Origin of the sequence: Thermoflexus sp. (genome assembly GCF_042408365.1) — a bacterium.
Classification (GTDB): domain Bacteria; phylum Chloroflexota; class Anaerolineae; order Thermoflexales; family Thermoflexaceae; genus Thermoflexus.
The window spans coordinates 1-11,751 of the sequence record NZ_JBHOQJ010000157.1; the positions used below are offsets into that span (position 1 = coordinate 1).

Here is an 11,751-nt window from a genome sequence, read left to right on the forward strand (position 1 = left end):
TCACCGATGAGGATGCGGTTCCCGAGCCGCTCGAAGAGCCGGTGTCCAGGCGGGGCGATCTGTGGATTCTCGGCCAGCACCGGCTGCTCTGCGGCGACTCGGCGAGCCGAGACGACGTAGCCCGCCTCGTGGCCGGCCAACCTGTATTGCCTCAAGTTCAAGGCGGCGTTGAGATCCCGATCGATCTCCCGCCCACACCTCGCGCACCGAAACACGCGCACCGACCGGGGCCCCTTCGGCCCCACCCCCCACACCGCGAGCCACGCCGGGTGGACGGGCAATCCGGCGGGGCCACGATGAGCGTCGCCCCATCCCATTGGGCTTTGGAGGCCAGGAGCCGAAGAAACATCCCCCACCCCGCATCGGCGACCGACCGGGAGAGCCGGCCCCGGACCATCCCCCGCACGCTCAGCGCCTCCACCCCCCGCACCGGCTGGGGTTTCGCCCGCCCGGTGGGGACCGGAGGCAGGCAACCTCGAGAGACGGCGCAAACCTCGCAGGGCTTTCGCCAAGGGTTTGGGGGCTTCGATCCGCGTCCCGTCCGACAGCACCAAGAACGCGGACAGCCCCAGATCCGCCCCCACCGGCTCCCCTGCGCGGGGGATGGAATCCGGGCGCTCGACCTCGCACGGGAGGCGCACGAACCAGCGGTCGGCCTCCCGGGCGATGGTGGCCGAAAGGATCCGGGCCTTCCCCGCTTGAAGGAGGGAAAGAAGCTTCTCCGTCCGCTCCTGGGTGCGGATCCTCCCCAGGCGCGGCAGCGGCACGTGGCGAGGGGACACCCGGATGGAACCAGTCAGGCGGGCCTTGTGGTCATCCAGGGATTTCTTCCGCTTGAAGCAGGGTCTTCCCGCCCTCCCGGCCCGCCAGTTCCGAAAGGCCCGCTCGAGGTCCCGGAAGGCCTCCTGGGGGGCGCACTGGGAGACCTCCACCCACCAGGGGGCGTGCGCGCGGTTCCAGTGGTTCCATTCTTTGTGGAGCGCCCGGGCGGAGGGGAGGCGTCTTCCCGGTTCCAAGGCCTCCCGGCAGCGGGCCAGGCCCCCGTGGGAGGCGAAGCGGGCCGCCCCCACGGGCTGGGCGAGGGCGATGCGCGGCGCGACGTTGGGGGCGAGCTCCAAGCGAAAGGCTTGGGTCACTCGCATCGCAGAACCTCCAGGGCCTTCCGGGCTCACCGGCAGGCCGAGCGATGACCGTGGCGTCTCTCACATCGCAACAGATGCTAACAAAAATGGGAGCAGTTGGCAACCCCTACCCCCTCCCAGTGCGGCCCCGGCGACACAGAATGGAGGGACAGGCACAAGGCCTGCCCTCACATGGCCTTTAGGGTCCTCGGGCCTGCCCGGGCCCTCCGTGTAGGGGCACCCACCCCACGAAAATTACGAGGACAAAGGCAGGACCACTGTGAAAACGCTGCCTACCCCTGGCTCGCTCTCCACCCAGATTCGCCCCCCACTGGCCTCCACCAGCGCCCGGGCGATGGAGAGGCCGATGCTATCACCGACCCCGGGGATCAGTGGGGTTGTGGCCCGATAGCGGGGCGCGAACACCTTTGGGGCTTCCTCCATGGGGATCCCCCCGCCGGTATCCCGTACATGGAGGAACAGCATCCCGGGGACTTCCGGGTTCAAGCGGGCTTGCAGGCCAATGGTGGAGCCTGGACGACTACATAGGGCGGCGTTGTTCAACAAGTGGTAAAGGATCTGCTCGGCCGCGTCCCGATCCACCCGCACCAAGGGCAGATCATCGGGCCATTCGAGGGCCACTTGCAAGCCCCGCCCCTGGAGCACGGGTTGCAGCTGCCGGAGAACGGCATCTCGGATCTCCCTTAGATTCAGCGGCTCGGGCTCCAGCTGGAAGGCTCCAGCCTCCAACGCCACGACCTGGAGGATTTCCCGAATCAACCCGGCCATCCGCTCGATGTTGGATTGAATCCGCAACAGAAACTGGCGCTGTGTGGCCCCGAGGATGCCCACCGCTTCCCCTAACAGGAGATCCGTGTAGCCCAGGATGGCCGTCAGGGGGGTTCGGAGCTCCTGCAGGAGGGCCAGGATCAGTCCCTCCCGATCGCCTTCAGAGGCCATCGCTGGCGCAGGCGGCGCTGAAGCGGTCTTCAAGGGAATCCCCGCGGGAGGCGATGCCTGAGCTTCGATCAGCCGGGCCAGCTCTTCCGCTCGTCGACGCCAACGCTCTTGCTCCTCCTCTGCCTTAGCGGCCCGGGTGGCCCAGCGGTTGATCTCTCGATACAGCGCCTGCCGCTCCTCGTTATGCCGGGCCTCTATGCGTTGAAGGGTCTCCTCATGTTCCTTTTGAAGGACGACGAGCGCGCCCTCCAGCGCTGCCTTGGCCTCGCGCTCCTGCAGGAGGCTTAAAGTTTGAGCCAGGAGCTCGGCCATCTGCTGACCTGGCGTGGGATCCGGAGGCTGATGCGCCGCCTCCGCAGGATAGCCGATCAGCCAGGCGCCGAGCACGCCCTCTGGGGTGATTAGGGGCTCGACTTGAAGGAAACCGGCCCTTGCCATTCCGAAAGCCTGCCAAAGCCGCTGGAAGGCTTCCCCTTTCTGAGTCTCCGGGGCCAGCAACCCCGAACGACGCTGCAGGATGAGCTCTCCGATTGGTGGATATTCGGAGAAGGGGATCGAAAGATCAGACCCGGCCCGGGGGAGGCGCTCTCCCTCCCGGGCGACGATCAGGAGCTGATCCTCTCGCCAAAGCCCGACCGCGGTCCATCGAGCGCCCATGAGCGCCCGGGCAGCTCTTAAGGCCTCATAGAGGGGGCTCGGATCCTCCTGTTCCCGAAGGGCACGGAGCAATCCCTGGCTCCAAGCTCGCCAGCCCTCAGCCGCCCCACTGGCTTCCCAGGAGATCTGCTGGGCGGTTTGAAGCGCCAGGCGATAAGCGCCGGCCAGCCAGAGCGGATAAGCCGTCACAGCCCCCAAGCGAATCCAGGGGGAAAGGTGGGTCCCAGCGAGGGGTGCATTCAGCTGAAGGAAAGCGCCTAAGGCCAGGGCGAAGAACCCCAGCACACCGACCCCCTGGAAAGCTGGTGATGGCCGGGAGAGAAGCAGACCCCCAATCCCCAGGGACACCCCCAGCGTCCACAGCATCCATGCTTGATCCGAAGGGGTGCCCGCATAAAAGAGCGTGGGGTCCTGCAGGGAGATGCTGAGCCAGTTCGGGGCAATCATCCCATAGGCGCCGAAGGTGATCAGGGTATGGAGTGCGGGGAGCCAGAACCCGGGCGCTTTCCCCAGCATCGCCCAGCCCAGCCATGCCCAGGTCGCCACATCGATCGCCCGCTCCAGCGGAGGCAGCAGGGTGCCAGGGGGCAGCCACTGGCTCTCCACAAAGGCGACCCCGAACAGCCCGATCCGTCCAATCAGGCTGAGGCCGGCAGCCAGGGCCAGGCGACGGGCCACAAGGTTCTGCCGGGCGCGTCGGGCAGCCTGTGCGGCCATCAGCAACAGCCCCTCCAGGGCCAGGCCAATCAGAAGGTGATAGAACAACGAGGCGGAGGCCTCCGTCAGCAATCGGGCTAGGGTTTGCGCGAAGCTCATCGGCTCAACTCATCCCTTCTCCCTTAGGGATCCGATGGGCCAGCTGGGTGGCGGCCATCCCCAGACCGATCAACAGCCAGAACCACTGCACCATGTGATGGAAATCGAAATTCACAAAGTGGTGATCGAAGACGCCGCTGACCAGCGCGGCCAGGACAGCTCCCTGCAGGCCCAACCATATCGGCTCCAAGTCGGGTCGATTCCGCACGGCGCGACGGGCTCGCCACGCGGTCGCAAAGAAGACCCCCATCACGAGGAGAAAGACCCCCAGGCCAACGAGACCCATCTGAACCGCCAGCAACAAGTAGATGCTGGCCACTTTGATGTAAAGGTCAACGTCCGGCACCCCGGCGAAGCCTACCCCGAAAAAGGGGTAACGTGAGATTAATGTAAGAGCATCCCGATATTCTCCAAACCGCATTCGGGTCGCTAAATCTTCCCCCCGGAGCCCCGCCAGGAGGTGCTGAGTATAGTCCTGGGTCATGGGAAGAAGGAACAACAGGATTAGGCTCGTTGCAATCAAGGGAAGCAGCCGCCGATAGCGGAATACGCCGAGCGCGAGAATCGCCACAGCGGTCCCGATGAAAGCTCCCCGGGAGAACGTTAACAACAGCGCCAACCCCATCGCGCCCAGAAAGAGAAACACCAGCGGGCGAGACCACACCGGCCGCCGGGCAAACAGTTGAGGAAAGGTGAGGGAGATCAGGGTGGCCAGCATGGCTCCCAGCAGGTTGGGGTCCACCGCTGTCCCGATGGCCCGTTCCGGCTGCTCCGGATCATCCAGGATGTAACGCAGAACGGCCCCCCCCTCCGGGTAATACCCGAGCGGCCGAAGGCGCAACAACAGATCCTCCGCCCGGGCGTCCGGCAATACATAGAGAGCGATCGCAATGAGGGCGGCCAGAAACCCAAAACCAATGGACCAACGGATCAGACGGGAGAGCCGGACCTCATCGCGGACGAGAGTGACCACCCAGAAGAAGGAGAGGATGGCCAGCAAAAATTCGGCGAACCGCCGGGCTACAGTCTGCGTGAGGGGAGCGTGGCCCAGCCCAGCCATAAAGGTGGCCAGCGTGGTGCCTAGAAAGGCCAGCACCGGGAAGGCGAGGGCCGTTCCCTCCAGCGTCGCCGTGCGTCCAGCGGCCCACCAAGCCAGCCCAGTCAACAGCCATCCCAGGACGGCTAAATCGAGCAAAGTCGGGGTGAAACCCAGCCGCACTGGAACTGTCCCAAAGGGGAGCAAGAAGATTACTGCGAGCACCAGGAGGAAGGCCATATCGATGGAGCTCAGCACGAGCGCGATGAGGATCGCCCCCAGCAGCCCCACGAAGGCGATGACCGGGCCTCCGAGGGCGATCCCCCAACCCAGCCCCCAGGCGGTCACCAGGCCCAGGATCAGCACGGCCAGTCTTCGACCGGCCACTAAGCGCATACCCAACAAGCCGTTCATCGTCGTTCTTCCGAGGTTCGCTTCGCAAAGGGCATGGCCACCGGACGATTTCCTTTCCCTGAGGGGAAGGACAATCCGACAGGGGCCTTGCCCGGTTCGCAACGATCCGCCACTGCAACGAGGAATGGCGGTTCAGGCCATCAGAATTATAATCCTTCATCGGATCATCGGTGGGAGCTTGTCCTCCCAGCTGGCGCCCTTTTTGCTCCAGGGGGCAAGCCTCCCGGTGCCCCGAGGTTTGCCAACCGGGGCTCGACAAGGATCTCGCTCGCCGGGCGTTTCAGCCGGACGAGCATAGGAGGAGGAGCAATTGGGGCGGGCTGCCGCTTCCATACTGGATCAGGCTTACCGGGTCGCTGTCGAGGCGGCCCTCGAGGCCGGGCGGATCCTCCGCTGGCACTTCCAGCGCGGTCTGGAGATCCGGCATAAGGGGGAGATCGATCTGGTCACGGAGGCGGATCTGGCCTCGGAGCGAGCCGTGCTTTCTCGGATTCAAAGCACGTTCCCAGAGCACGCGGTACTGGCAGAGGAGAGCGGAGAAGCCGCTCGCGCCTCACCATGGCTCTGGGTGGTGGATCCTCTGGACGGCACCACGAATTTCGCTCATGGATTCCATGTTTTCGCGGTCTCCATCGCCCTGCTCCAAGAAGGGCAGCGCATGCTCGGGGTGGTTTACGATGTGATGCGGGATGAGCTCTTCACCGCACGGCGTGGGGAAGGGGCCTTCCTGAACGGGCGGCCGATTCGGGTCAGCCGCACCCCCCGGCTGGCGGAGGCGTTGCTGGTGACCGGATTCCCCTACGATCGTCAGGAATCGCCCTTGGACAACACCCGCGAATTCGTCACACTGCTGAAGCATTGCCATGGGGTTTTGCGGGTGGGATCCGCAGCGCTGGATCTGGCGTCCGTGGCGGCGGGGCGCTTGGACGGATACTGGGAGTTTCGGCTGAGCCCGTGGGACCTGGCGGCAGGGGCTTTGCTGGTAGAGGAAGCTGGCGGGCATGTCACCACCCCTCAGGGCGATCCCCTGCCTTCCCTGGGGACTGACATCGTGGCCACCAACGGGCTGATCCATAAGGAACTCCTGGAGCTCCTGGCCTCGTGTCGGATGGCAGCGCCTGAGGGACGGAACCCTTGAGGGGAGTCCCCTGCGCGCTCCGAAAGTGTATGGAGAAAGGACGAATGGATGCCTTGGGTAGGGGCAGGCATTGGGCCTGCCCTTACAGACCTGATGCTTGCCTGGATGGGGCACCTCTTGCGGGTGCCCCTACATGGGTGCCCCATCCCACGTCCACCCTCAACTTGAGGCCAAACACCACTTGACAAAATCAGCGTTTCGGCTATGATAGGCCTTGGAACGAGTCACCGGAGTGCGAGGGGGATGTTCTGAAAGTTTGGCCGTCGGGTCAACGCAGGACTCGCCCGACGGCCTTTTTATTAACGAACCGGAGAGACACCCCTTCGTCCGGGAAGATCGTTCCACACAGGGTAACGGGAGTCCGCCCCTTGCGGGCTTCAAAATCCTTTTGAGGAGTTGCAGCAATGGCTGGTCAGCGTGTCAAGGGCACCGTCCGCTGGTTCAACCGGACGAAGGGGTATGGCTTCATCCGGCCGGATGAAGGAGACCGGGACGTCTTCGTCCACTACACAGCAATTGTCGGTCAGGGGTTCCGGAACCTTGAGGAGGGCGAGCGGGTGGAGTTCACCATCCGTGAGACGCCTAAGGGTCTCCAGGCCGAACAGGTCGTCCGCCTGTCCGAATGACCACGGTGTCCACCTACCCGCCCAGGGCAGAGGGAGCCTCCTCGTGGAGGCTCCCTCTGTTTTTGGGAAGCCATGCTAGGGCCCGAGGCCGCTCTCAGCAACTTTTCCCAATTCCTAAGGTGAAGGAGCCCTTCCCACTTCTTTCACAGACTCCGAATTGCGTCACTCCTACCCAGATCAAAGAACAGGGAAAATACTTTGAGCCAACCAACATGGGGCGAGATTTGCTCTTCTTCTCAAAAGAACGCAAAATAAGTCATCAGGTGGTCTTCCCAGCCCTTAAAGCAGTTCCACTTTCCTATTCGCCCTAATGGCCATTCAGAGTAAAGACATGGCGTGTCATGCCCTTACAGAGATTGAATAGCTCCGCTTATATCTTCTATCTTCGGAGCGCCGAGAATGCCGATTCGGATCCTCGAGCCTGAGCTGGTGGCCCAAATCGCGGCCGGTGAGGTGGTGGAACGACCGGCTTCGGTGGTGAAAGAGTTGGTGGAGAACGCGCTGGATGCTGGCGCTTCACGGATTGAGGTGGAAATCGAGGGCGGCGGGCGCCGGCGGATCCGGGTGGCCGATGATGGCTGTGGGATCCCCGCCGCGGAGGTCCCGCTGGCCTTCGCCCGGCATGCCACCAGCAAGCTCTCATCCTCTGAGGACCTGTTCCGGGTCACCACGCTGGGTTTCCGGGGGGAGGCCCTGGCGGCGATCGCTGCGGTCGCTCGGGTGACGTGTCGAACCCGACCCCCCCAGGAGACCCTAGGTACGGAGCTTCGCATCGAAGGGGGTAAGATCGTGGAGCAACATCCCTTAGCCCGCCCCCCTGGGACCGAGATCATTGTGGAGGATCTGTTCTTCAACACCCCTGCGCGGTTGAAGTTCCTGAAAGGGGAAGGGGCCGAGCGGCGGCAGATCGACCTCTGGATCAGCCGCTATGCCCTGGCGTACCCCCACGTTCACTTCATCCTGCGCCACAACGGTCGGGAGATTTTCTCCCTCCCGGCCGCGCGGGAGCCCCGTTACCGCCTGGCGGCGCTTTATGGAACCGAGCTGGCCGAAGCCTTGTTAGAGGTTGCGGAGGAAGAAGGAGCGGTGCGGGTGCGCGGCTGGATCAGCCCGCCGGGAATGGATCGGCCAGATCGTCAAGAGTTGGTGTTTTTTGTGAACGGACGGTGGGTGCAGGACCGCATGCTACCCGCCGCGGTCCTTCAGGCATATCACACCCTGCTCCCCGGCGGCCGTTATCCATGGGCCTTCCTGTGGATCGATGTGCCCCCTGAGCAGGTGGATGTCAACGTCCACCCAGCCAAGATCGAGATCCGCTTCCGGGATCCCGATGGGATATTTCGGGTCGTCCAGCGGGCCGCCCATCGCGCCTTACGCGAGACCGCGCCGATCCCTGTTTTCCGTTCGAGCAACCTTCCGGAGAGACCTTTGAAGGTCTCTTCATTGCCTGCCTGGACATTTCCTGAGACCACCTCACAAACGCCAGGGGCGGAAAGCTCCCCCTCCTCTTTGCCTCCCCTTCGGGTCATCGGACAGATCCAAGCCAGCTATATCATCGCGGAAGGCCCGGACGGCCTGTATCTCCTGGATCAGCATGCGGCCCATGAGCGCGTGCTTTATGAGACCCTCAGCGCACAGCGTCAGGAAGGTCCACTTCCGGCCCAACCGTTGTTGCAGCCGCTGCTTATCGATGTGCCCCCAGAGGAGATAAGCCTGCTGGAGGAGAACCGGGGCCTGTTAGAGGATCTGGGGTTCCGAATCGAGCCTTTCGGCCCGCACACTGTGCGCCTGCAGGCGGTTCCTGCTATCCTCTCCACCGAAGCAATCCTTCCCGCCTTCCAGGATCTCCTGATGGATTTGCAAGGATCCCGTCGTCCGATGGAGGAGACCCTTGAAGGCCGCCTGATCCGCAACATCTGTAAGCGCGCAGCCGTGAAGGCAGGGCAGGTTCTGAACATCGAGCAGATGCAACATCTGGTCCGAGCGTTGGAGCGATGCGCCATGCCCTGGACCTGCCCGCATGGGCGGCCAACCGTGCTACGGTTCCCGCTGGGACAACTGGCCCGACAATTCGGTCGAGAGGAGTGATCCGGGCATCTTGAATGTCACCTAAGCAGCCCAATCGTTCTACGGAGGACATTTGGGCCAAACGGGGCAACCAACTTCTGGGGTGCTGGAGCCGCTTGCATGAACCCACTTCCCTCAGTGGAAGCGAAGGGGAAAGAAGGGGTTTGGGGGCAGGGCTTCACCGCCCCCAAACCCCGGCCCTTTCCCATGTCCGCGAAGCAGCGCGGAGAAGGGGGGAAGGAGATCCGATCACCTCCCCCGGCCCCTCCAGCGCGGCGGCTTAAAATCCTTTGTCTTCTGCTTGGAGGTCCCTGAGGAAAAACTCTGCGCGGACGGGGTTGGAGTTGCGGAGGGGGATGGCGTTGCAAAGCCCTTCGGCTTCTTCGGCTTGGCGGAGCGCATGATGGAGCCCAGGCCTCGACCGCCAGGATGCAGGTTATATAGGCGATACGCCTGGCCCCAGCCGATCTGGCGCCCCAACATCAGGGCCTGCTCCAGGGAGAGATCGTTGTTCGGATCTTCATCAGTCTGAGAGGCGAGGACGAGCTGCAGCGCCCGGGCGATCTCCCCGTAGCCGAACCCTTGGGTGTGTAGGGCCATCAGATCCGTAACGGAGATCGTTACGGTGATGCCCGCCTGCGGGAACGTCTGACTGATCCATCGGGCCAGAGCCAAGGCCACCGGATGGACCCGCGTGAACGGGATCGTCGGGGTCAGGGTAGGCGTCGGGGTGGGGGTCAGGGTAGGCGTCGGGGTAGGCGTCAGGGTAGGCGTCGGGGTGACAGTCAGCGTGGGCGTCAGGGTGGCAGTCAGCGTGGGCGTGGGCTCCTCCCCTAGGGGTGCAGCGCCCACCGCCCGAGCCATCATCCACCCCAGCCCCGCGGCCAGCGCAAGCCCTAACAAAATTCCAACCATCGCAGGTAAAATTCGTCGCATTGGGCACACCTCCAGTTCTAGGGATGGGAAAAGCCTGGTTGGGTGAAAGGATCACGCCTTAAGGGAACAAGGGGATACTGAAGCAACCTTCACACCAGGAAATCGAATCCCCGTCTGATGGTCCAAACGGTCAGAGCCATCAAACGATTGGATCCGTAGAATAAACCGCTGAAATGAGCGAGGAAGATACGCGTGACGATTTTCACTCTTTATACGGTTTCTTAGGAGGATGAGGGATGGGTCTGCTCACCCCTCATCCCGAGGAGAAACGCTGGATTGCCCGGGCGCGCAAAGGGGATCCGGAGGCGATCGCCGCTCTTTATCGGCATTACGCCGATGGGATTTATCGCTATCTCCTATATCGCGTCGGCGATACGGAGCTAGCAGAAGACCTCACCGCGGATGTGTTCCTGAAGATGATCGAGGACCTGCCGCGGTATGAAGAGCGGGGGCTCCCCTTTGGTGCCTGGCTGTTCCGCATTGCCCGGGCGCGCCTGATCGACCACTGGCGACGACAGCACCGGCGTCCGACCATCGCCCTGGACGATACAGAAACCGGGCCGCAGTTGATCCGGGATGTCCCTGAGGATGAGATCGCTATCTCCGAGATGATCGAGCGCGCGTTGCGGGTGCTGACGGAGGAACAGCGGGAAGTTGTGGTTCTGCGGTTCCTGGTTGGGATGAGCATCGAAGAGGTCGCGCGGGCGATGGGGAAATCCGCTGGGGCTGTGAAGGCTTTGCAACATCGCGCCCTGGCAGCGTTAGCCCGTTATTTGGAGAAGATCCGGTGATGGATCAGGGGACAGAAATCCACGCAGCCGAACTTCTGGAGCGCTGCCTGCGCCGGATGGAAGAGGGAGCGGATCTGGAGCTATGCCTCCGAGAGTTCCCAGAGGCGGCGTCGTTGCGCCCATTACTGGAGGCGGCCCTCTGGATTCAAAAGGGCCAGGTGGCATCCCTGCGCCCTCAGGCGCTCCAACGGATGATCCTTCAGGGGCAAATCTATGCAGCCCGCGCGAAGGCTCGGCCCATCGTTTCCTCTTCCTCCTCACCCGCTTTCCGATGGGCTGGGGCACTGATCTTCGTTCTGGGTTTGATCCTGGCGGCCCTCGGCGTGGTGGGCGCCGCGGAGGCCAGCTTGCCGGATGAACCGTTGTATCCGGTGAAGCGCGCGGTGGAAAGCCTCTTCGCCACACGAATGCCTCCGGAAGAGCGAGCGCTCTGGCTGGCGGAGCGACGTTGGGAAGAATTCGAAAGGGCGGCAACACATGGGCGCTGGCTCCCTGCGGTGGCAGAGGAGAGCCTGCGTCATCTGGGGGAGGCCGCTCAATTCGAAGACGGAAGCTCCTCTCCGCGCGGCGTCCGGCTTCGCGCCTTATATGAGCGACAAGGTGTGATCCTCAGGCAAGCCTTGCAAGTCGCCCCACCCGAATCCCGCGCTGAGCTGGCCCGGGCCCAGCAGGAGTGGGCGCAACTGGCCCATATCTTGGGCTTGCCGGAAGGGGACATCTTCCCTCATCCCGAGGAAATTTCACCAGTAACCCCTGCACCCGCGGCGGAGATCCTGCGAGAGCGCACCCGTACGCCTCCAGGGCTGGAGAGGCAGGCGACCCCTCGCTTCGAGCGAACACCGCCAGGCCTAGAGAAAAAGGAAACACCTCGGCCGCAACGGTCCCCTCCGGGGCAGGAACGGCGGTCCACGCCTCACACTCCTCCTGGTCCGCAAGATGGAACGAAAGGACCAGAGCAAACTCCCCCGGGGCGTCGTTGAGAAAGGGCAATCCAGACAGCCCCGATTTTGATTTTCCGCAGCCAAGGGACGGAAGGGGATCTGCGAATGAGCTGTTCACCTGTTGATCGCCGGGTGCTTTAGCATCTTACGCCAAACCAGGGATCCCAACCCCCGACAGGTTTTTCCCTTCCCCCAACCCGTTTGGTTTCCTCAGTAGGGGTTTAGGGGCGAGCCGGGCGCCGTTGGCG

Annotated in this window: 8 protein-coding genes and 2 pseudogenes; 6 read left to right on the forward strand and 4 right to left on the reverse strand. The window is 63.4% G+C overall.

The features are described 5' to 3' along the window. Nucleotides 1–137, forward strand: a pseudogene (locus tag ACFMO5_RS07290) (DNA methylase); the annotation flags it as partial. A gap of 48 nt (nt 138–185) precedes the next feature. On the opposite strand, the pseudogene ACFMO5_RS07295 reads toward ACFMO5_RS07290, so the two are convergent. From ACFMO5_RS07295 to ACFMO5_RS07305, 3 genes and pseudogenes are all read right to left on the reverse strand, one after another. Then, nucleotides 186–1,142 (reverse strand): annotated as a pseudogene (locus tag ACFMO5_RS07295) (RNA-guided endonuclease InsQ/TnpB family protein); the annotation flags it as partial. 234 nt (nt 1,143–1,376) lie between these two features. Then, entirely contained in the window at nt 1,377–3,554 is a 2,178-nt protein-coding gene (locus ACFMO5_RS07300) for a sensor histidine kinase (protein WP_376792096.1), read from the reverse strand. Between the two features lie 4 nt (nt 3,555–3,558). Next, the gene (locus ACFMO5_RS07305) at nt 3,559–5,004 is read right to left on the reverse strand and encodes an O-antigen ligase family protein (protein ID WP_376792097.1); all 1,446 of its coding nucleotides are present in this window, start codon (nt 5,002–5,004) and stop codon (nt 3,559–3,561) included. Between the two features lie 310 nt (nt 5,005–5,314). On the opposite strand from ACFMO5_RS07305, the gene ACFMO5_RS07310 reads away from it, so the two are divergent. The 3 genes from ACFMO5_RS07310 (at nt 5,315) to mutL (ending at nt 8,856) form a co-directional block, all read left to right on the forward strand. Further along, nucleotides 5,315–6,142, forward strand: coding sequence for an inositol monophosphatase family protein (locus ACFMO5_RS07310; RefSeq protein WP_376792098.1), 828 nt, complete (start codon nt 5,315–5,317; stop codon nt 6,140–6,142). A 404-nt stretch (nt 6,143–6,546) separates the two neighbouring features. Further along, on the forward strand, nt 6,547–6,768 hold the full coding sequence (locus tag ACFMO5_RS07315) for a cold-shock protein (protein ID WP_088571520.1): 222 nt from the start codon (nt 6,547–6,549) through the stop codon (nt 6,766–6,768). A gap of 399 nt (nt 6,769–7,167) precedes the next feature. Then, on the forward strand, nt 7,168–8,856 hold the full coding sequence (gene mutL / locus ACFMO5_RS07320) for a DNA mismatch repair endonuclease MutL (protein ID WP_376792099.1): 1,689 nt from the start codon (nt 7,168–7,170) through the stop codon (nt 8,854–8,856). Nucleotides 8,857–9,084: 228 nt separating this feature from the next. Here the strand turns inward: mutL and ACFMO5_RS07325 are convergent, their stop codons facing one another. After that, nucleotides 9,085–9,771 (reverse strand): hypothetical protein, encoded by a 687-nt coding sequence (locus ACFMO5_RS07325; protein WP_376792100.1) that lies wholly within the window; start codon nt 9,769–9,771, stop codon nt 9,085–9,087. Between the two features lie 236 nt (nt 9,772–10,007). On the opposite strand from ACFMO5_RS07325, the gene ACFMO5_RS07330 reads away from it, so the two are divergent. Together ACFMO5_RS07330 and ACFMO5_RS07335 are read left to right on the forward strand one after the other, a co-directional pair. Further along, complete coding sequence (locus tag ACFMO5_RS07330; RefSeq protein WP_376792101.1) at nt 10,008–10,562, forward strand: sigma-70 family RNA polymerase sigma factor; 555 nt, start codon at nt 10,008–10,010, stop codon at nt 10,560–10,562. After that, entirely contained in the window at nt 10,562–11,542 is a 981-nt protein-coding gene (locus ACFMO5_RS07335) for a hypothetical protein (RefSeq protein WP_376792102.1), read from the forward strand. The genes ACFMO5_RS07330 and ACFMO5_RS07335 overlap by 1 nt, the downstream gene beginning before the upstream one ends. Nucleotides 11,543–11,751 lie beyond the last annotated feature (209 nt).

What these genes read in the sequence shown, in the direction of transcription:
- ACFMO5_RS07300 (WP_376792096.1), bottom strand. Translation starts at nt 3,554, where the DNA reads ATGAGCTTCGCGCAAACCCTAGCCCGATTGCTGACGGAGGCCTCCGCC.
- ACFMO5_RS07305 (WP_376792097.1), bottom strand. Translation starts at nt 5,004, where the DNA reads ATGAACGGCTTGTTGGGTATGCGCTTAGTGGCCGGTCGAAGACTGGCC.
- ACFMO5_RS07315 (WP_088571520.1), top strand. Translation starts at nt 6,547, where the DNA reads ATGGCTGGTCAGCGTGTCAAGGGCACCGTCCGCTGGTTCAACCGGACG.
- mutL (WP_376792099.1), top strand. Translation starts at nt 7,168, where the DNA reads ATGCCGATTCGGATCCTCGAGCCTGAGCTGGTGGCCCAAATCGCGGCC.
- ACFMO5_RS07325 (WP_376792100.1), bottom strand. Translation starts at nt 9,771, where the DNA reads ATGCGACGAATTTTACCTGCGATGGTTGGAATTTTGTTAGGGCTTGCG.
- ACFMO5_RS07330 (WP_376792101.1), top strand. Translation starts at nt 10,008, where the DNA reads ATGGGTCTGCTCACCCCTCATCCCGAGGAGAAACGCTGGATTGCCCGG.
- ACFMO5_RS07335 (WP_376792102.1), top strand. Translation starts at nt 10,562, where the DNA reads ATGGATCAGGGGACAGAAATCCACGCAGCCGAACTTCTGGAGCGCTGC.